The sequence below is a fragment of the Nonomuraea dietziae genome, from assembly GCF_014195505.1.
In the GTDB taxonomy this organism is placed as follows: Bacteria; Actinomycetota; Actinomycetes; order Streptosporangiales; family Streptosporangiaceae; genus Nonomuraea; species Nonomuraea roseola.
This window is the reverse complement of sequence record NZ_JACIBV010000001.1, coordinates 3,790,436-3,809,905: the sequence shown is the minus strand read 5'-3', so window position 1 is coordinate 3,809,905 and position 19,470 is coordinate 3,790,436. Positions and strand designations below refer to the sequence as shown.

Sequence of the window (19,470 nt, the reverse complement as noted above, 5' to 3'; positions counted from 1 at the left end):
GGGGCGAGCGGGTCAGGCGAACTCGGTGGGGATGGCCGCGTAACCCCTGCCGAGGTGGAGCGCGTCCTGGGGGAGCAGGGCGACCGTCTCGCGGTGCCTGTCGCGGGCGGAGGTCAGCGGCTCGGCTCCGACGATCTCGCCGTCCACGACCAGCTCGTGCAGGAGAGGGAGCCCGCCCTCCGGTGCGACGCCCGAGGTCGTGACCACCTCGGTCTCGAACCTGCCCTGCTCGTCCAGCAGGCGGAAGGCCTCCTTGCGGCCGCCGCGCGACGGCTTGCCCACCGAGCGCTTCGCCACCGGCTCGAGCGTGCCCGAGGCCGTCTCCCTGGCCACCAGCTTGTAGACGAGCGCGGCGGTCGGCACGCCGGAGCCCGTGACGAGGGAGGTGCCGACGCCGTACCCGTCGACGGGGGCGGCGGCCAGCGCCGCGATGGCGTACTCGTCCAGGTCGGAGGTGACCAGGATGCGGGTGTTGAACGCGCCGAGCGCGTCGAGCTGCTCGCGCACCTCCTGGGCAGCGGCTGCCAGGTCGCCCGAGTCGATCCTGACCGCGCCGAGCTTCGGCCCCGCCAGCTCCACCGCCGTGCGTACGGCGTCGGGCACGTCGTAGGTGTCGACCAGCAGCGTGGTGCTCTCGCCGAGCGAGGCGATCTGCGCCTGGAAGGCTTCGCGCTCGCTGTCGTGCAGCAGCGTGAAGGCGTGCGCCGCCGTACCTGCCGTGGGGACGCCGAACTCGCGCCCTGCCATCAGGTTGGAGGTGAAGGAGAAGCCGGCGATGTAGGCGGCGCGGGCGGCGGCCACCGCGGCCCTCTCGTGCGTACGGCGTGAGCCCATCTCGATGAGCGGCCTGCCTGCGGCGGCGTTGGTCATGCGGGAGGCGGCCGAGGCGATCGCGCAGTCGTGGTTGAGGATGGAAAGGATCATGGTCTCGAGGAGGACGGCCTCGGCGAACGTACCCTCCACGACCATGATCGGCGAGGCGGGGAAGTAGAGGTCGCCTTCGCGGTAGCCGGACAAGCTCCCGGAAAATCGGTAATCGGCCAGAAACGCCAGAGTCGGCTCGTCGACGACACTGTGCTCGCGGAGGAAGGCGAGTTCTTCCTCACCGAAGCGGAAGTGCCGCAGTTCGTCCAGCACTCTGCCGGTGCCGGCGACCACCCCATACCGCCGTCCTCCAGGCAAATGGCGCGCGAACACCTCGAAGACCGCCCGCCGGTGGGCCGCGCCGCTGCGGAGGGCGGCCTGCAACATCGTCAGCTCATAGTGATCTGTGAGCAACGCAGTGCTCATGGTCATTCTCACGAGTTCGAGACTACGGCCCAGATAGGGCAGACTCGAGGATGTGGGTAGCACCGCTCCAATCGCCGTCGAGCGTCCTTCATCGGACGTCCGGCCCGATCTGCCATGGGTCACGATCGTCTGGAATGACCCGGTCAACCTGATGTCGTATGTGACTTATGTGTTCCAGACCGTGTTCGGCTACTCCAAGGAGAAGGCCGAGAAGCTCATGATGGACGTCCACCACAAGGGCAAGGCCGTCGTGTCGAGCGGCACGCGCGAAGAGATGGAACGCGATGTGCAGATTCTTCACTCCTACGGCCTCTGGGCGACGCTCCAGTCGGACTCGCTCTCGTGAGGTGGTGCAGGTGAGTTCGGGCTTCAAATCCCGTCACGGCGGTGGGGTCATCGCGCAGTTCGAGGCCGCGGAGGTCTCGATCCTGCGCTCGCTGGTGACCCAGGTGCTCGGCCTGGTGGCGCCGGGCGAGACCGGTGACGACCCGCTGGAGAGGGCGCTCGGCATCGGCTCCGCGCAGCAGCCCACCGATCCCGTGCTGGCCAGGCTCTTCCCCTCCGCCTACGCCGACGAGACCGAGGCGGGGGAGTTCCGCCGCTACACCGAGGCGACGCTGCGCGACGGCAAGCGGGCCGACGCCCAGACGATGCTCGACACCGCCCATCCGGGGCGCACGGAGCTCACGGCCGAGCAGGCCCAGGCGTGGCTGCGCTCGCTCAACGACGTACGGCTGGCGCTCGGCACGCGGCTGGAGGTGACCGAGGAGGTGCACGAGGAGATCGCGACGATGTCCGAGGACGACCCCCGGTACCCGGCGTTCGTGACCTACGACTGGCTGACCTACCTCCAGGACACCTTGGTCCGCGCCCTCTGGTGAGGCCGGGCGCGGCTCGTGTCACCCGGGAGGGTGGCGGTTTGGCCGGTCGTCGTGCGGCACGGCACCGGGCGTCGAGGCGGTTCTGGCGGCCCAGGTACTCTCTGCTCCATGCTGACGATCTCGCAGGATCTTGTCGACAAGATCATTGCGCATGCCCGCGCCGACCACCCCGACGAGGCTTGCGGGGTGATCGCCGGGCGTGGTGGCGTTCCCGAGCGGTTCGTCCCGATGGAGAACGCCGAGCGCTCGCCCACCTTCTACCGCTTCGACTCCATGGAGCAGCTGCGGGTGTGGCGCGAGATGGACGACCGCGACGAGGAGCCCGTCGTGATCTACCACTCGCACACCGCCACCGAGGCCTACCCCTCACGCACCGACGTGAGCTACGCCTCCGAGCCGGACGCCCACTACGTGCTCGTCTCCACCAGGGAGGAGCTGGGCGAGAAGGTCGAGCTCCGGTCCTACCGCATCGTCGACGGGGTGATCACCGAGGAGGAGGTGACCATCACGTGAGACGGCGAGTCCATGCCGCTCGCGCCATGGGTAAACTGCTGTCCATGACGGTCCGGCCTGTGCAGAGCTTCCTCTTCGCGCACACTCCGTCTGTCGTCGTCTACGACTGTCGCTGACCGGCAGTTCCACGGAATCCCTTTTCCCTCACCGGTGTTTGCCCGGTGGACGACGACATGAATGAGGAGACTGACCCGCGATGGCCATCGAGGTTCGCATCCCGACCATCCTGCGCACCTACACCGACGGCGCGAAAGCCGTCGACGCCGAGGGCGCCACGCTCGACGAGCTGATCAGCAACCTGGAGGCCCAGCACCCGGGCATCAAGGACCGTCTGGTCGACCAGGGGGCGCTGCGGCGCTTCGTGAACGTCTATCTCAACGACGAGGACGTCCGCTTCCTGGGCGGGCTCGGCACGCCCGTCTCCGACGGCGACACCGTGACCGTGCTCCCCGCGGTCGCGGGCGGCTCCCGCTAGCACCCACGTCCGCCCGCCGGGTGACCGGCTGCCGGGCCGGAGGTCTCCGGGGTCGCTGGTCTTCGGGACAGCGGCTCCTTGGGTCAGGGAGGGCTGGGAGCATGACGCCTGGCGACCGGCAGGGTCTTCGCACCCGCATCGGGCCGCTGAGGCCGCGGATCCGCAGGGTCTTCGGACCTGCGGTTCTCCGGGCCGCGGTTCTCCGAGCTGTGGATCTTCGGGGCGGCAGGTCTCCAGGGATCGTAGGTCTTCAAGGGTCGCAGGCTTCCGGGATGCGGCGTCTGGGGCCCGCGGGCTCTGGGGCTACGAGCTCCCCGGACCGGCGCCCCGCTGGGTCGGAGCCCGGGATCCTGGGTTCGGGGGCCGCCGCGAGGTCTCGGGCCGAGGGGACGGGGTTGGTCGTGGTCTCCGGGGCAGAGGTCCTGGGGGTGGTCCTGGCCGCCGGAGACGAGCGGTTTCGAGGGGCGCCGAGGTTCGGCGGCCCGTTTCATCCAGATCCCTGTGAACGCCGAAGCGGAAGCCGTACATCATGCGTTTTGACTCTCTGATCGACTCCGTCGGTCGCACCCCGCTCGTGGGACTGCCCAGGCTCTCGCCCTCCGACGACGTGCGGATCTGGGCCAAGCTCGAGGACCGTAACCCCACAGGGTCGATCAAGGACCGCCCCGCGCTGTGGATGATCGAGCAGGCGGAGAAGGACGGCCTGCTCACCCCGGGCTGCACCATCCTTGAGCCCACCAGCGGCAACACCGGCATCTCGCTGGCCATGTCGGCCAGGCTGAAGGGCTACAAGCTGATCTGCGTCATGCCCGAGAACACCTCCGACGAGCGCCGCCAGCTGCTGCGCATGTGGGGCTCGGAGATCATCTCCTCGCCCGCCGCCGGGGGGTCGAACGAGGCGGTCAGGGTGGCCAAGCAGCTCGCGGCGGAGAACCCGTCGTGGGTGATGCTCTACCAGTACGGCAACCCGGCCAACTGGCGCTCCCACTACGAGAGCACGGGCCCCGAGATCCTCCAGGACCTGCCGACCGTCACCCACTTCGTCGCGGGCCTCGGCACCACGGGCACGCTCATGGGCGTGGGCCGCTACCTGCGCGAGCACCGTCCCGACGTGCAGATCGTCGCCGCCGAACCGCGCTACGGCGAGCTGGTGTACGGCCTGCGCAACGTGGACGAGGGCTTCATCCCCGAGCTGTACGACGAGTCGGTGCTGACGACGCGCTTCTCGGTCGGCTCGGGGGACGCGCTGCGCCGTACCAGGGAGCTGCTGGCGGCCGAGGGCATCTTCGCGGGCGTCTCCACCGGCGCGGCGCTCCATGCGGCGCTGGGCATGGCGGCCAAGGCGGTGAAGGCGGGCGTGCGGGCCGACATCGCGTTCGTGGTGGCCGACGGCGGCTGGAAGTACCTGTCGACCGGCGCCTACGAGGGCACACTCGACGAGGCGGAGGACCGCCTCGAGGGCCAACTCTGGGCCTGAGAGCCTGACGACCGACCCTGCGAACGTGACGACCGGGCCTACGAGCATGACGCCCGGCTGTGAGCGTGACGACTGACCCTGCGAACGTGACGACCGGGCCTACGAGCATGACGAGCGGGTCTGCGGACATGACGAAGGGGTCGCCGCCATCCGTGGCGGCGACCCCTTCGGGACGGGCTAGTTGAACAGGACGCGGAGCGAGAAGCTGGCCTCGCCGCCGCTCTGCTTACCGCTGAGTCCCACGGCGCTGAAGACCTTGGCGTTGGCCTGGTCGTCGCCGGAGAGGCTGTTCAGGTAGAGCGGCTCCAGCTTGTCCACGTCGACGAAGAGCGCGAAGGTGGAGCTTGCAGCGTCGGGGATGGCCGTCTTGAAGGCCTCGCTGTCGCCGAGCGTGCCGCCCTCCGACAGCTGCTTGGCGTACTCAGGCGTGGTCGCCAGCGTCAGCGTGCCGTCGCCGGGGACCTTGGCGATCTGCGGAGCGGGCTGGCCCGCGTCGGTGAAGGCCTTCTCGATCTTGCCGATGACCTCCTGCGCCTTGGCGGGGTCGGTGACGATGCGGACGCCGACCTTGGGCAGCTGACCGCTCTGACCCATGGTCGCCAGGCCGTCGCCGTCGAGCGCGACGGTGAGGTTCTTGCCGAGCAGCGTCGCCAGGTCGGCGGGCAGGGCCAGGCCGTACTTCTGCTGGGCCATGTCCACGAACTGCTGGAAGGAGGCGCCGTCGGGGGCGGCCGCCATGCTCTTCTGCAGCTGGCTCCACTGCTTGGTGATCGCCTCGTCCATACCGGAGATCGACAGCGCGCCCACCGTGGAGGTGGGGAGCGTCGAGATGTCGGCGGCCTGCGGGTCGCCGACGGCCATGGCCTCGGCGCCGCGGACGATGCCGGCGAACTCGGCGTAGGCGGAGTCGAAGCGGAGCGCCGCGGCGAACCTGGCGTTCTTCAGCATCGCCCGGTTCTCCGCGGGCAGGGCCTCGCCACCGAGCTCGGCGACCTTGCCGGCGTTCATCCACATCGACAGCACGCCGGGCTCGCCCAGCGCGTCGAGGTCGCCGGTGAAGTCGGCGCTCTCGGACAGGGTCGGGCCGGTGGCGTGCTTGTCGGCGTTCGCCTGGTCGGCGGAGATGATCGCGTAGTCGTCGCGGAAGGCGAGGCCGTACTTCTCCTCGCCCATCAGCTTGGCGATGCCGGCCTTGGCCTGTGCCTCGTCCTTCACCTGGACGGCCACGGCGAAGCCGGGCTCCTTACCGGCGGCGGCGGGGGCGAGGACGGCCATGCCGATCCTGCTGCCCAGCCACGGGTCGACGTCCTTGGCGAAGTCGACCTTCGCCAGGTCCTCGCTGTCGGCCTTGACCGCGTCGAACAGCGCCTTGCGCGGGTCGTCGCCGGTGATCCTGTCCTTGGTGACGGTGAACTTCTTGGCCAGGGCGAACAGCGCGAGCTTCTGGTTGGCCGCGGGGTCGAGGTCGAGCCGCACGTAGGCCATCGCGCCGGCGGGCAGCACCTCGTGGGGCTGCGTGCCGCCGCCGCCGAGGAACGCGCCCGCGGCCCAGACGCCGCCGCCGCCGACGAGCACCACCAGGAGCGCGGCGATGCCGGCGATCAGCCAGCCCCTGCCGCTCTTCTTGGCGGGCGGCTGCTGCGGCGGGCCCCAGCCCTCGGAGCCCTGCTGCCAGGGCGCGGGCTCCTGCACGGTCTGCTCACCGTAGGAGAACGACTGCTGCTGCTGGTTCTGCTGCTGCCCGTACTGCGGCTGCTGCTGGCCGTACTGGGGCTGCTGCCCGTAGGCGGGCTGCTGCGGCTGTCCATAGGCAGGCTGCTGCTGGCCGTAGCCCTGCTGCTGCCCGTACTGCGGCTGCTGTGGCTGCTGGTACGGCTGCTGCTGCTGGTTGTAGGGCTGCTGGCCCTGGGGCTGCTGGGGCTGCCCGTACGGGGGCTGCTGGGGAGGGTACGGCTGCTGGTACGGCTGACCGCCCTGCGCCGGGGGCTGGTCCTGATTCCAACGGTAGGCCGTGGTCCGCTCAGGGTCCTGGCCGCCAGGGGGGAGATTCGCCGACATCACTCAACTCACAAAGTGGACTTATTGACCACTGAGAAGTTAGTGCATGTGACTAGAGCGCTGGTTGCAAAGCACTGAAACGCCCGTTTTGTGATCCAGCTAGACGCGTGTCAGCTCCTTGCGCATGGCCTTCAGATGCACCTCGCCCGTGTCGCTGGAGTCCACGCTCTCCCACGGGACGAACGTGCATCCCGCGTAGACCACCCTGGCCAGCAACTCCGAGAGCCAGCCCCACCTGCCCTGCCTGTCGCGCGTGATCCCGAGCAGGAAGGGAGCGCGTATCGCCGACACCACGAGGCCTATGACGGTGTGGCTCTGCATGGACTCCGATTTGGTCCTGATCACGCGGACGTCGACGACGTGGCCGACCCAGACGCCGTGCACGTCCCATACCGACTGCCCCATGAGGGCTGTCAAACTCATGATCCAACTGTTCCACCCAGGGGGTGTTTCCGCAGGTAGGCGCGCTGATGGCGAGATGTCGTAGAGTATGGAGCCACTAGAACTTAGTTCGGGAGCAGGTATGACGAAGTTCGACGAGGCGACGCAGGCGATCAGGGTCGACGAGAGCACCTACGACGTGTGCCTCGATCCCGGCTACTCCATCGGCGGTCCGCTCAACGGCGGCTACCTGATGGCGGTGATCCTGCGGGCCGTGGTCGACGCCTCCCCGCACGAGCATCCGGTGAGCACGACCACGCAGTTCCTGCGCTCGCCCAGGCCTGGCCCCGCCAAGGTCGTGGTGGAACAGGTGAAGGCGGGCAGGACGGCGGCGTTCACAAGGGCGAGACTGGTGCAGGACGACGTGGCACAGCTCGAGGCGCTGGTCACGACCGCCACGCTGACCGCGGTGGAGCCGCTCTACGCGGAGGAGCCCGGAGTGGCGATGCCGGCCGTGGACGAGTGCGTCAGGCTCCCCGACCCCAGACCCGAGTCGGGCATGACGCTGAACGCGCAGATGGAGATGCGTTTCGACCCGCCCACGATCGGCTGGCTCAACGGCGCTCCGACGGGGCGCCCCGAGGCGCGCGCCTACTTCAGGATGGCCGAGCCCCAGGACCCCGACCCCTACGTGCTGGCGCTGGCGGTCGACGCCCTGCCGCCCGTGGTGTTCTCGGCGGGGCTGCGCGGATGGGCTCCGACCGTCGACCTGACCTGGCACCTGAGGGCGCTGCCCGCGCCCGGATGGCTCACGCTGCTGGGGGGCGGCAGGCTCATCGCCGACGGCTGGTTCGACGAGGAGGTCGAGGTCTGGGACTCGGCGGGACGGCTGGTGGCGCAGTCGCGGCAGCTCGCCCGCGTCGGGAGGGGCTGAAAACGCCGTGTGAGGATTCTTACGCTGTTGCGATCTCGCAGGTCGCCTACCCTCTGAAGCGTGCCGGACGCGAGCATTGGAATCTTCGACAGCGGGGTCGGCGGCCTGACGGTCGCCAGAGCGATCATTGATCAGCTGCCCCACGAGTCCATCACCTACGTGGCCGACACGGCCCGCCAGCCATACGGGCCGAAGCGGATCGCCGAGGTTCGCAAGTACGCGCTGGAGGTGATGGACCACCTCGTGGAGCACGACGTCAAGATGCTGGTCATCGCCTGCAACAGCGCGAGCGCGGCGGTCCTGCGCGACGCGCGGGAGCGCTACGACGTGCCGGTGGTCGAGGTGATCCAGCCGGCGACCAGACGCGCGGTCAAGGCGACGCGCAACGGCAGGGTCGGCGTCATCGCCACCCGCGCCACGATCGAGTCGATGGCCTACCACGACGCCTTCGCCGCCGCCCCCGACGTGAGCCTCACAGGCGTGGCCGCACCCCGTCTGGTGGAGTACGTCGAGCGCGGCGAGACGATGAGCGAGCAGCTCATCGAGGCCGTGCGGGAGTATCTCACCCCCATCCAGGAGGCGGGATGCGACACCCTCATCCTGGGCTGCACCCACTATCCGCTGCTCACCGGCGCGATCTCCTACGTCGCCGGGGACGGCGTCACGCTCGTCTCCAGCGCGGAGGAGACGGCCAAGGACGTCTACCGGATCCTGCACGACCGCGGTCTCGTCAACGGTGCCACCTCCCCCCTGCACCGTTTCCGCGCGACCGGCGACTCCGCGCTCTTCGCCCAGCTGGGCAGGCGTTTTCTCGGACCCGAGATCGACGCGGTCGAGCGGGCCGCTGTTGGGGGTAGCACCACCTCGAACGGGAGGTCCTCATGAAGGTCACGATCGTCGGATGCTCAGGCAGCTTCCCGGGGCCCGACAGCCCCGCCTCCTGCTACCTGGTCGAGGCCGAGGGGTTCAGGATGCTGCTCGACTTCGGCAGCGGCTCCCTCGGCGCCCTCCAACGCCACATCGGCCTGTACGACGTCGACGCCATCTGCCTGTCGCATCTGCACGCCGACCACTGTCTCGACATCTGCGGCTACCACGTGGCCCGCACGTACGGTCCCGCCGCGCCGTACCCGCGCATTCCCGTGCACGCGCCCGCGGACGCCCCGCGCAGGCTGGCCGCGGCCTACGGCATGCCGGAGGAGCCCGGCCTCGAGACCGCCTTCGCCTTCTCCGCCCTGTCGCCCGGCCGGTTCTCCGTCGGCCCCTTCGAGATCACCGCGGGACTGGTGAACCATCCCGTGGAGGCCTACGGCTTCCGTGTCACGCACGGCGGCGTGACGCTCGCCTACTCGGGCGACACCGGCGAGTGCGACGAGCTGGTGAGGCTGGCCGAGGGCGCCGACCTGCTGCTGTGCGAGGCCTCCTTCCTCGAGGCCCCCGACCTGACACCCGACCTGCACCTGACGGGACGGCAGGCCGCGGCTCACGCGGCGAAGGCGGAGGTCGGCAGGCTCGTGCTGACTCATCTGGTGCCGTGGAACGACAGCACGAGGGTGCTGGAGGAGGCCGCGGGCGGCGGCTTCGACGGGCCGATCGAGCTGGCCGCCGCCGGCGCCGAGTACTCCCTGGCATGACCGTTCCTGCACGGGGATAGGGTGATCTGCATGTCTCGACAGGATGGACGCACACCTGACCAGCTCCGCCCCGTGAAGATCACCAGGGGGTGGCTCGGCCACGCCGAGGGCTCGGTGCTGGTCGAGTTCGGCGGCACCCGCGTGCTCTGCGCGGCCTCTGTCCAGGACAGCGTTCCGCGCTGGCGCAGGGGCAGCGGCCAGGGCTGGGTGACGGCCGAGTACGCCATGCTGCCGAGGGCGACCAACACCCGCAACGACCGCGAGTCGGTCAAGGGCAGGATCGGCGGCCGCACTCACGAGATCTCCCGGTTGATCGGCCGCTCGCTGCGGGCCTGCGTCGACTACAAGGCGCTCGGCGAGAACTCGATCGTCCTCGACTGCGACGTCCTGCAGGCCGACGGCGGCACCCGCACCGCGGCGATCACCGGCGCCTACGTCGCGCTGGCCGACGCCGTCGCGTGGATGCGCGAGCGCAAGATGTGCCCGGGCGACCCGCTCGTCGACTCCGTGGCCGCGGTGTCGGTCGGCGTGGTCAAGTCCACGCCGATGCTCGACCTCTGCTACGTCGAGGACGTCGCGGCCGAGACCGACATGAACGTCGTGATGACGGGGTCGGGCACCTTCGTCGAGGTGCAGGGCACCGCCGAGGGCGCCCCCTTCGACAGGCGGGCGCTCGACCAGCTGCTCGACCTGGCTGTGGCCGGGTGCGAGGAGCTCACCCTCCACCAGCAGGAGGCGCTGGGCCGATGAGGATCGTGCTGGCGACCCGCAACGCGGGCAAGATCGTCGAGCTGCGCCGCATCCTCGGCGGGTTCGACGTGATCGGTCTCGAGGAGTTCCCCGAGATCGGCGAGGTGGCCGAGACCGGGCTGACGTTCGCCGACAACGCCCTGCTCAAGGCGCACGCCGTCGCCCAGGGGTCGGGCCTGCCCGCCGTGGCCGACGACTCGGGGCTGTGCGTCGACGCGCTCAACGGCATGCCGGGCGTCTTCTCCGCGCGGTGGTCGGGCAGGCACGGCGACGACGACGCCAACCTCGATCTGCTGCTCGCGCAGGTCTCCGACGTCCCCGACGAGCGCAGGACCGCCCACTTCACCTGCTCGGCGGCGCTGGCGCTGCCCTCGGGCGAGGAGCGGGTGGTCGAGGGCGTGCTCCAGGGCAGGCTGCTGAGGCAGCGCCGCGGCGTCAACGGCTTCGGCTACGACCCGATCTTCGTGCCTGACGGCGAGTCGCGCACGACGGCGGAGATGTCGGCCGAGGAGAAGGACGCCATCAGTCACAGGGGCCGCGCCTTCCGCGCCCTGGCCCCCATCGTCGTCTCGCTGCTGAGCTGACCGAGGGGCCCCTCGTAACAGGGCCGTAAGATCTCCCTCCGCTCCCTCGGCGTAGCGTCGGGGTGTGGACAGCAACAAGGTGGTTCCCGCATGGGCGGGCGCGCTGGCCGGTGTGGTCGCGGGGGCGGTGGCGCTCGGCGTCGCCTACGTGGTCGCGGCGGTGCTGGCGCCTGACTCCTTCCCCGTCGTGGCCGTGGCGGACGCGGTGGTGGACCTCTCGCCCGCGCCGCTGAAGGACTGGGCGATCAGGACCTTCGGTGAGAGCGACAAGACCGTTCTGGTGGGCGGGGTGTCGGTGGTCCTGACGGCGGTGGCGGCGGTGATCGGCGTGCTGTCCAGGCGGAGCGTGCGTCTCGGGCAGGCGGGCTTGGCCCTGTTCGCCGTCGTGGGGCTGCTGGCGGTGCTCACCAGGCCCGACGCGGGTGCCCTCGACGGCCTGTCCACGGTGGTGGGAGCGCTGGCCGGATCATGGGCGCTGACGCTGCTGCTCGGCCGCGCGGTCACGCCGGCCGGGGAGGCGCGGACCGATGTCCTTGCCGGCGAAGGCTCCCCGGCCCGTCCAGGCCCCGAAGAGCCTGCGGAGGCCGGAAGGCCCGCCGTCATGCGGGCAGGGGCACAGCTGTACGCCTTCGACCGGCGCCGCCTGATGGTCGGCGTGGCGGGCGGGCTGGCGGTGGCGGGCGCGTCGGGGCTGGCGGGGCAGGTGCTGTCCGGGCGCAGGGTGGGCGACACCGCGCGCGCGGAGATCGCCCTGCCCAGGCCGGCGACTCCGGCCGCGCCGCTGCCCCGGGGAGCGGATCTGCGCCTCGACGGCCTGTCGCCCTTCGTCACGCCCAACAAGGACTTCTACCGCGTCGACACCGCCATCGTCGTCCCGCAGGTCGACCCGAAGGACTGGACGCTGCGCATCCACGGGCTGGTGGACAGGCCCGTCGAGCTGACCTTCGACGACCTGCTCAGGAGGCCGCTCACCGAGGCCGACATCACGCTGACCTGCGTGTCGAACGAGGTCGGCGGGCCGTACGTGGGCAACGCGCGTTGGCTAGGCGTGCGGATGGCCGACGTCCTGAGGCAGGCGGGGCTGCGCGCCGACGCCGACATGCTGCTGTCGACGTCGGCGGACGGCTTCACCTGCGGCACCCCGGTGGACGTGGTGATGGACGGCCGCGACGCGCTGTTCGCCTTCGCGATGAACGGGGAGGCGCTGCCGGTGGAGCACGGCTTCCCCGTCAGGCAGGTCGTGCCAGGTCTGTACGGATACGTGTCGGCCACCAAGTGGGTCGTGGACATCAAGGTGACGAGGTTCGACACCGACAAGGCCTACTGGACGCCGAGAGGCTGGGCGGAGAAGGGGCCGATCAAGACGCAGTCGCGGATCGACCTGCCCAAGCAGGGCCAGACCGTCCAGGCGGGCCGGACGACGGTGGCGGGGGTGGCATGGGCCCAGCACACCGGGATCGAGGCCGTGGAGGTGCGCATCGACGGCGGCGCGTGGCAGCGGGCGAGGCTGGCGCAGGTGCCGGGGCCAGACACCTGGCGGCAGTGGGCGCTCGACTGGGACGCCCCCGCGGGCGAGCACACCATCGAGGTGAGGGCGACCGACGCCGCGGGCCGTACCCAGACGGGGCAGCAGGCCCCCATCGCGCCCGACGGCGCGACCGGCTGGCACTCCGTCAGCGTGCGGGTGGTCTGAGGGACCTGCTTTCACCTTGGAAATCTCCGAAGCTCCTGACTGAGCGCGATCGGCCGCCTACGATCGGTCGTCGAACACGAAGGAGGCGGCGAGATGTTTCGCGAGAGCCTTCCCGAGGGCAGGTACGACCCGCTGATCGCCGACGGGGTGCGATGGCGCGACTACGAACGGGCCGCCGACTCGGCGCAGAGGGCCGTTCCGGGTGATCACGACTGGTTCGACCTTCCGCACCGGCCGCCCAGGCTGACCGAGTGCAGGCCGTACGACGTGAAGGGCGGGCTGGCCCGCCCCGACCCGCAGTCGGAGGCGGACCTGATGCGCGCGGTGCCCGAGGGGGCGCGCTTCGCCGACCCGCGGGGCACGTGGGTGAGGCTGGTCAACGGGATGGGGCCGGCCGCGGACCCCTTCAGGGCGAGCAACGCGGCCGACTGCGCGCTCGCGGTGCTCTCCACCTGGCACGGGGAGCCGGTGGTGGCCGCGCCTCGGCAGCCCGAGTACGACGCGGTGGGCAGGCCGCTGCTCACGGGGGAGAGCGGCGGAACGGCCAGGATGGAGCGGTGGATCGGCCACCGGCTCGAGCACGTCGGCCAGGGCCGCCACGCCTATCCGCTGATCGCGCAACGCCTGTCGGAGGCGGGACACGGGGCGGCCGCGCTCATCGTGGTCCGCTGGCCCGGCGGCGGCTCGCACGCGTGGAACGCCGTCAACTCCGAGGGCGAGGTCATCTGGATCGACGGCCAGCGCGGGCACATGGCGGTGGAGCCGCCCTACGAGCGGGTGGCAGGGGTGTTCTGCGCGGTCGTCGACAGGCGGGGGGAGCAGGGGTGAACCTGGACCAGGCGCGCGCGGTCGCGGAGGAGTACTTCAACGGCGCCACGAGGGAGCCGGTGGAGCTGGGCCTGTACGCCTTCGGCGACGGCTACGTGGTGTGGACCAGGACGCCCGAGCCGGAGGACCCCGCCGCCCTTCCCGAGACGGTCGGCGGCGGCTGCGTGGTCATCGACGGCAGCACGGGCGAGGTGGTGATCAGACCGCTGCTCAACCCCGAGACCGTGGCCGAGCAGTGGCCTGGCCGCCGCCCCCGCTGACAGCCAAGGGCCACCGCCCGTCGCTCAGCCCGCGGCCAGCGAGCCCACGATCGAGGCCCTGGCGGCCTTTCTCGCCGGCAGCACGGCTGCCACGACCCCTGCCAGGCCCGACAGCGCCACGAACAGGGCGACCTGTGCGAGGGGCACCACCAAGGTCGCGCCATCCATCATCGTCCTGACGGCCGCCCAGCCGAAGGCGATGCCGAGTGTGACCCCGACCAGCGCGCCGATCAGGCCGAGCACCAGCGCCTCCACCGAGAGCATCCTGCGCAGCTGCGCCCTGGTCAGCCCGAGCGCCCGCAGCAGGGCCGACTCACGGGTGCGTTCGTGGACCGACAGCGAGAGCGTGTTGGCGATGCCCAGCAGCGAGATGAGAATCGCCAGTCCCAGCAGGCCGGTGACGATCATGAGGGTCATGTCCAGCGCGTCGTCGTACTGTCCGCGGACGTCGGTGGAGCTGATCACCTGCACGGTCGGGTGGGCCGCGGTGGCCGCCTCCACCATCTTCCTGGTCCGGTCGGGATCGACGCCGTCCTTGATCTTTACGTAGACCGTCGAGTCCGGCGTCCTGCCGAAGTACTCGTCGTAGGAGCGGGCGGTCACGGTCACCGCGGGCAGGAGGCTCTCGCCGTCGAGCAGCTGGCTGACCTTCAGCGTGACCGTGCCCGCCCTCTTGGTCTTGAGCTCGACGGGGGAGCCCTTGCGCAGGCCCCACTCCTTGGCCAGGGATGCCGAGATCGCCACTTCGCCGGGGCCGAGGCTCTTGATGGCGGCCGGTCCGGCGAAGGTGCCGACCATGGTCTCGTTCCTGCCGAGCACGGCGCTCGTCTCACGCAGCTGGATGACCGAGTCGAGCTCGGGCCTGCCCCTCAGCCCTTCGCCGATCGAGCGGGGGATCGAGGCGTCCCTCGCCTGGGCGGTGATCAGGTAGTCGGCGGGGAACTGGGAGTCGAGCTTGGCGGCCATCGACACCCGCGTCGAGGCGGTGATCACCGAGATGAGCGTCATCAGCGTCACGCCGATGGTCAACGCGATCGTGGTGGTCGCCGCCCGCCTCGGATTGCGGCCCGAGTTGTCCACGGCCAGCCTGCCGGGCACCCCGAACAGCCTGCCGGGGATCCAGCCCACCAGCGCGCTGAGCGGCTTGACCAGCACAGGGCCGAGGACCAGCACGGCGAGGAAGACGAGCGAGCAGCCGGCCATCGCGATGAACAGCGGCGCCTGGCTGCCGGGCTCCATCATCACGGCCATGGTGGTGGCGCCGATCCCCGCCAGGAGCAGCAGCCCGGCGAGCAGCACGCGGACCAGTCCCGCGCGGAAGGTCTGCTCCTCCACCTGGGCGCGTAGCGCCGCGATCGGCGCGACGGCGGTGGCCGAGCGGGCCGGCAGCAGCGCCGCGCCCACGGTGACCACGAGACCGACCACCAGGCCGACGGCGATCGTCCTGGGCGCCAGCGTGGCGGCCAGGCCGGTGGGCAGCGGCGCGTCGAACAGCCTGAGCAGAGCCATGGCCCCAGCGCCCAGCCCGTAGCCCGTGGCCAGCCCGAGCACGGAGGAGAGCAGGCCGACGACCACCGACTCCAGCAGGATCGAGCCGAACACCTGGCCCCGCGTCGCGCCGATGCAGCGCAGCAGCGCCATCTCCTTGGTCCGCTGGGCCACCAGGATGTTGAAGGTGTTGTAGATGACCAGCGCGGCGACCATCATCGCGATCAGGCCGAAGATCAGCAGGCCCAGCGTGATGAACTCCAGCTCGACGCCGTTGCTCTTCGACAGGGCCGCGGCCAGCTCCTTGCCGGTCTTGAGCTCGTAGCCGCCGCCGACGGCGGCGGCGACGGCCCGCTTGAGCGCGTCGGGGTCGGCGCCCGTCACGTCGATCTCGCGGTAGCCCTTCTCGCCCGTCATGAGCTGCGCCGTCGCGGTGGTGAAGCCGACCGCCCCGGTGTAGCCGAGCTCCTGGTCGAGGCCGACGTCGAACAGGCCGACGAGCCTGAAGTCGTGCTTGGCGCCCTTCTGGTCGAGCACCGCGACGGTGTCGCCGACCTTGAAGTTCTGCGCCCTCGCGGTGTTGGTGTCCACGATCGCCTCGTCGCCGCCTGAGGGGGCCGCGCCTTCGGTGATGGTCGTGCGGTCGTTGACGGAGATCGCGGAGGTCGGAAGGTCGCCGACCGCCTTGCCGTCGGCGCCGAGCAGCGGCGCGCTGCCACGCACCAGGCCCTGAGCGCCGGTCACGCCGTCGATCCCGCGTACCTTCTCCAGCACCTGCTCCGGCAGCTGCCCGCCTTGGGACGGCAGGACGGCCACCGCCACCCTGCCGGCGTCCGCCGTGACCTTCTGCAGGAAACCGGCCTGGATGGTGTCGGTGAGCACGAACGTGCCCGCGATGAAGCCCACGCCCAGCGTGATCGCCACGGAGGTGAGCAGGAGGCGCAGCTTGTGCGCCTTCAGTCCGGCGAGAGTCGTCCTGATCAACGGACTCAGGCCTCCAGCTTCATCAGGGTGTCGAGGACCGTCTGCGGGGTGGGCTCGGAGATCTCGGTGACCAGTTCGCCGTCGCGCAGGAAGACGACCCTGTCGGCGTAGGAGGCGGCGAGGGGGTCGTGGGTGACCATCACGATGGTCTGGCCCAGCTCCCGCACGCTCGTGCGCAGGAAGGACAGCACCTCCGCGCCGCTGCGCGAGTCGAGGTTGCCCGTCGGCTCGTCAGCGAAGATCACCTGTGGCTTGCTGATCAGCGCCCTGGCGACGGCCACGCGCTGCTGCTGGCCGCCCGACAGCTGTGTCGGCCTGTGGCCGAGACGGTCGCGCAGCCCCACGGTCTGGATCACGCGGTCGAACAGGAGCTGGTCGGCCTGCCGTCCGGCGATCTCCAGCGGCAGCCTGATGTTCTGCTCGGCGGTCAGCGTGGGCAGCAGGTTGAAGGCCTGGAAGATGAAGCCGATCCGGTCTCTGCGCAGGTGCGTGAGCTGCTTGTCGCCCAGCCCCGTCAGCTCGACGTCGCCGATGGAGACGGTGCCTGAGGTCACCGTGTCCAGCCCCGCGAGGCAGTGCATCAGCGTCGACTTGCCCGAGCCGGAGGGGCCCATGATCGCGGTGAAGGCGCCGGTCGCGAACGCGACGTCCACCCCCCTCAGCGCGTGCACCTGCGCGTCACCGAGGCCGTAGGTCTTCGTCACGTCTGTGGCCACGACGGCGGGCGGGGCCTGGGTGAATGTCATGTTCGTCGTCACGCAGATCACGCTAGGGGCGCGGAACGGGCCTTCCCTGGGCCTTGAGGACGGACTTCCTGTCACCCCTCAGATGACCCCGGTCAACCTTTCGGCCGATCCGACGGCACGATCAGCCCCGCCTCGTACACGTAGACCACCACCTGCGCCCTGTCGCGCAGCCCCAGCTTGGCCAGCACCCTGCCCAGGTGGGTCTTCACCGTCGCCTCCGCCAGGGTGAGCCGCTCGGCGATCTCGGTGTTGGACAGCCCCCTGCCCACCAGCAGCATGACCTCGCGCTCGCGGGCGGTCAGCAGGCTGCCGTCGGGCAGCTTGTCGGTGGTGAGGTGCGAGCCGAACCTGTCGAGGAGCCTGCGCGTGGCGCTCGGCGCCATCACCGCGTCGCCGTTGTGCACCGAACGGATCGCGCTCACCAGGTCGGAGGGCGGCACGTCCTTCAGCAGGAAGCCCGAGGCGCCCGCCTTGATCGCGGAGTAGGCGTACTCGTCGAGGTCGAAGGTGGTCAGGATGAGCACCTTCGGCCCCTCGATCCTGCGGGTGGCCTCGACGCCGTCCATGGTGGGCATGCGCACGTCCATGAGGACCACGTCCACCTCGGTCGTCTCCAGCCGCTCCAGGGCCTGGGCTCCGTCGGCCGCCTCGGCCACCACCTCGATGTCGGGCTGGGCGGCGAGCACCATCTTGAACCCGGCCCTCAACAGCTCCTGGTCGTCGACCAGCATCACCCTGATCATGCCGCGACCGGCAGCCTGGCCAGCACCTCGAAGCCGCCGCCCGGCCTGGGCGCGGCCTGGACGGCGCCGCCGTACATGGAGACGCGCTCGCGCATGCCGAGCAGGCCGTGGCCGTCGGGGCTGCGCGGCGCGGCGGCGCCTCTGCCGTCGTCGGTCACGCGCACCACGAGCTCGTGCATGCCGTACTCCATCTCCACCAGGGCGCGCGCCCCCGGACCGCCGTGCTTGAGCGTGTTGGTCAGAGCCTCCTGCACGAGCCGGTAGACCGCCAGCTGCTCACCCTCGGGCAGTTCCTGCGGGACGCCGGTGACCCGCAGGTCCACCGGCAGGCCTGAGCCGTGCACCAGCTCCTCGAGCTGCGCGAGCCCCGGCTGCGGGGTGTAGTCGGCGGCGCCCGGGCCGTCCTCCCTCAGGACGCCGACCATGCGCCGCATCTCCGCCAGCGCCTCCCTGCCGGTCCTCGAGATCGCCTGTACGGCCTTGCGTGCCTGCTCGGGGTCGCTGTCGATGGCGTAGCCCGCCCCGTCGGCCTGGACGATGATCACGCTGACGTTGTGCGCGACCACGTCGTGCAGCTCCCTGGCGATCCTGGCCCGCTCGGCGGCGGCGGCCATCCTGGCCTGGTGGTCACGCTCGCGTTCGGCCCTTTCGGCCCGCTCCTCCAAGCCCTCGAGGTAGCGATGGCGGGTGTTGGCGTACAGGCCGGTGAGCCAGATCGTGACCACGAAGACCGTGCAGCCGAAGAACGTGCTGAGGGAGACGGTGTCCCACTGCACGAGCGCGAGGAAGATCCCGAACTCTGACACCAGGCAGGCGGCCAGCGCCCATCTGAACACGCACCTGGTGGCCACGGTGTAGAGGGCCACCAGCACCGCGGCGTTGGCGGGGAAGGCGTCGACGCCGGCCAGCCACTGGAAGAAGCTGATCAGGGAGACGATCGCGAAGACGACGCGCGGATGGCTGCCCCGCCAGAACAGCGGCACCAGCAGCGCCGCCGACAGGGCCAGGTAGCCGCCCAGACCGATGGGAGCGCGGCCGGTGTAACTGATGGCGGTCATGACACACAGCCCGACCAGTGGCGCCAGCCACAGGGAGTCCACGAGCTTGGGGTGGCGCTGGGACCAGGCGCGAATCTTGCCGAACACGTCATCACTCTACGGAGGCCCGCGCGTGCCTCCTTCCCCCTGGAGGTGGAGGTCGGTGTACGACCCTGGTCGCACGCCACATTTACACGGTATTTATGGGGGGTCCGGCATTCTTGTGCATCGGGAGCGCCCTCAGGGGCGAGTAAAGGGAGATCGTGATGGCGGATCATGATCACGCCGACGGGCCGCGCGGTGAAGAGGAAGCACCGCGCGGCCCAGACCCCGAGAGCGCCCCACCACCCGCTTCCGCCCCCTTACCGCCTCGGCCCGCGCCTCCTGCTCACAGTGACGGCTTCGCGGCCTTCGTCCGGCAGAAGTACACGCAGATCATCGGCGCGGGCCTCATCGGACTGCTGATCGGCGCGATCCTCGGCGGCGGCGCGGTCGCCGTGCTCCATCGCATCGCCGACCGCCATCCCGCCCAGTGGCAGAGCCCCATGCGATACGGCTGGCAGCAGCCCGGCGAGTGCTGGTACACCCCGGGCGGCAGAACCTGCGCCTACCCGTACCCGTATCCCGTCTATCCCGCCCATCCACCGACGGTGCCGTTCCCCGGGCCGAGCAAGACCCGCGTCCCGACGCCCGTCCCCACCTCGACCGGCTGAG

Annotated in this window: 21 protein-coding genes; 14 read left to right on the top strand and 7 right to left on the bottom strand. The window is 70.5% G+C overall.

The genetic code is table 11. The features are described from left to right. Positions 1–12: 12 nt before the first annotated feature. Positions 13–1,296 carry a nicotinate phosphoribosyltransferase gene (locus FHR33_RS18125; protein ID WP_183660153.1) on the bottom strand — a complete coding sequence of 428 codons (1,284 nt, stop codon included), beginning with the start codon at positions 1,294–1,296 and terminating at the stop codon, positions 13–15. Positions 1,297–1,342: 46 nt separating this feature from the next. Between FHR33_RS18125 and clpS the strand changes: the two genes are divergently transcribed. From clpS to FHR33_RS18100, 5 genes are all read left to right on the top strand, one after another. After that, positions 1,343–1,636: an ATP-dependent Clp protease adapter ClpS gene (gene clpS / locus FHR33_RS18120; protein ID WP_183648967.1), complete on the top strand. Its 294-nt coding sequence runs from the start codon at positions 1,343–1,345 to the stop codon at positions 1,634–1,636. 10 nt (positions 1,637–1,646) lie between these two features. Further along, the gene (locus FHR33_RS18115; RefSeq protein ID WP_183648965.1) at positions 1,647–2,171 is read left to right on the top strand and encodes a DUF2017 domain-containing protein; all 525 of its coding nucleotides are present in this window, start codon (positions 1,647–1,649) and stop codon (positions 2,169–2,171) included. Between the two features lie 108 nt (positions 2,172–2,279). Beyond that, positions 2,280–2,684: a M67 family metallopeptidase gene (locus FHR33_RS18110; protein WP_183648963.1), complete on the top strand. Its 405-nt coding sequence runs from the start codon at positions 2,280–2,282 to the stop codon at positions 2,682–2,684. A gap of 196 nt (positions 2,685–2,880) precedes the next feature. Beyond that, positions 2,881–3,159, top strand: coding sequence for a MoaD/ThiS family protein (locus tag FHR33_RS18105; RefSeq protein ID WP_183648961.1), 279 nt, complete (start codon positions 2,881–2,883; stop codon positions 3,157–3,159). A gap of 529 nt (positions 3,160–3,688) precedes the next feature. After that, positions 3,689–4,636 carry a PLP-dependent cysteine synthase family protein gene (locus tag FHR33_RS18100; RefSeq protein ID WP_183648960.1) on the top strand — a complete coding sequence of 316 codons (948 nt, stop codon included), beginning with the start codon at positions 3,689–3,691 and terminating at the stop codon, positions 4,634–4,636. A 177-nt stretch (positions 4,637–4,813) separates the two neighbouring features. On the opposite strand, the gene FHR33_RS18095 is transcribed toward FHR33_RS18100, so the two are convergent. Next, a complete protein-coding gene (locus FHR33_RS18095) occupies positions 4,814–6,694 on the bottom strand; it encodes a DUF3352 domain-containing protein (RefSeq protein WP_183648958.1) in 1,881 nt (626 codons plus the stop codon). Between the two features lie 99 nt (positions 6,695–6,793). Further along, positions 6,794–7,117 (bottom strand): hypothetical protein, encoded by a 324-nt coding sequence (locus tag FHR33_RS18090; RefSeq protein ID WP_183648956.1) that lies wholly within the window; start codon positions 7,115–7,117, stop codon positions 6,794–6,796. A gap of 100 nt (positions 7,118–7,217) precedes the next feature. Between FHR33_RS18090 and FHR33_RS18085 the strand changes: the two genes are divergently transcribed. The 8 genes from FHR33_RS18085 to FHR33_RS18050 all read left to right on the top strand — a co-directional run bounded on the left by FHR33_RS18085 (position 7,218) and on the right by FHR33_RS18050 (position 13,758). Beyond that, the gene (locus FHR33_RS18085) at positions 7,218–8,009 is read left to right on the top strand and encodes a thioesterase family protein (RefSeq protein WP_183648953.1); all 792 of its coding nucleotides are present in this window, start codon (positions 7,218–7,220) and stop codon (positions 8,007–8,009) included. Positions 8,010–8,069: 60 nt separating this feature from the next. Next, on the top strand, positions 8,070–8,894 hold the full coding sequence (gene murI, locus FHR33_RS18080) for a glutamate racemase (RefSeq protein ID WP_183648950.1): 825 nt from the start codon (positions 8,070–8,072) through the stop codon (positions 8,892–8,894). Beyond that, entirely contained in the window at positions 8,891–9,643 is a 753-nt protein-coding gene (locus tag FHR33_RS18075; RefSeq protein WP_183648947.1) for an MBL fold metallo-hydrolase, read from the top strand. The genes murI and FHR33_RS18075 overlap by 4 nt, the downstream gene beginning before the upstream one ends. Positions 9,644–9,673: 30 nt before the next feature. Continuing rightward, positions 9,674–10,393 carry a ribonuclease PH gene (rph, locus tag FHR33_RS18070; protein WP_183648944.1) on the top strand — a complete coding sequence of 240 codons (720 nt, stop codon included), beginning with the start codon at positions 9,674–9,676 and terminating at the stop codon, positions 10,391–10,393. Beyond that, a complete protein-coding gene (gene rdgB, locus FHR33_RS18065; RefSeq protein ID WP_183648941.1) occupies positions 10,390–10,977 on the top strand; it encodes an RdgB/HAM1 family non-canonical purine NTP pyrophosphatase in 588 nt (195 codons plus the stop codon). The genes rph and rdgB overlap by 4 nt, the downstream gene beginning before the upstream one ends. Positions 10,978–11,041: 64 nt before the next feature. After that, on the top strand, positions 11,042–12,670 hold the full coding sequence (locus FHR33_RS18060; protein ID WP_183648938.1) for a molybdopterin-dependent oxidoreductase: 1,629 nt from the start codon (positions 11,042–11,044) through the stop codon (positions 12,668–12,670). 93 nt (positions 12,671–12,763) lie between these two features. Next, the gene (locus tag FHR33_RS18055; RefSeq protein ID WP_183648935.1) at positions 12,764–13,498 is read left to right on the top strand and encodes a toxin glutamine deamidase domain-containing protein; all 735 of its coding nucleotides are present in this window, start codon (positions 12,764–12,766) and stop codon (positions 13,496–13,498) included. Further along, complete coding sequence (locus tag FHR33_RS18050; RefSeq protein WP_183648932.1) at positions 13,495–13,758, top strand: SUKH-4 family immunity protein; 264 nt, start codon at positions 13,495–13,497, stop codon at positions 13,756–13,758. The genes FHR33_RS18055 and FHR33_RS18050 overlap by 4 nt, the downstream gene beginning before the upstream one ends. 24 nt (positions 13,759–13,782) lie before the next feature. Here the strand turns inward: FHR33_RS18050 and FHR33_RS18045 are convergent, their stop codons facing one another. From FHR33_RS18045 to FHR33_RS18030, 4 genes are all read right to left on the bottom strand, one after another. Then, positions 13,783–16,230, bottom strand: coding sequence for an ABC transporter permease (locus tag FHR33_RS18045; RefSeq protein ID WP_183648929.1), 2,448 nt, complete (start codon positions 16,228–16,230; stop codon positions 13,783–13,785). A 5-nt stretch (positions 16,231–16,235) separates the two neighbouring features. After that, positions 16,236–16,976, bottom strand: coding sequence for an ABC transporter ATP-binding protein (locus FHR33_RS18040; RefSeq protein ID WP_183660152.1), 741 nt, complete (start codon positions 16,974–16,976; stop codon positions 16,236–16,238). Positions 16,977–17,068: 92 nt separating this feature from the next. Then, the gene (locus tag FHR33_RS18035; protein ID WP_183648926.1) at positions 17,069–17,719 is read right to left on the bottom strand and encodes a response regulator transcription factor; all 651 of its coding nucleotides are present in this window, start codon (positions 17,717–17,719) and stop codon (positions 17,069–17,071) included. Further along, the gene (locus FHR33_RS18030; protein WP_312895596.1) at positions 17,716–18,864 is read right to left on the bottom strand and encodes a sensor histidine kinase; all 1,149 of its coding nucleotides are present in this window, start codon (positions 18,862–18,864) and stop codon (positions 17,716–17,718) included. Before FHR33_RS18030 ends, FHR33_RS18035 begins: the two co-directional genes overlap by 4 nt. Before the next feature lie 158 nt (positions 18,865–19,022). Here FHR33_RS18030 and FHR33_RS18025 point away from each other — a divergent pair, with 158 nt between their 5' ends. Then, complete coding sequence (locus FHR33_RS18025) at positions 19,023–19,469, top strand: hypothetical protein (RefSeq protein ID WP_183648924.1); 447 nt, start codon at positions 19,023–19,025, stop codon at positions 19,467–19,469. Position 19,470: the final 1 nt, after the last annotated feature.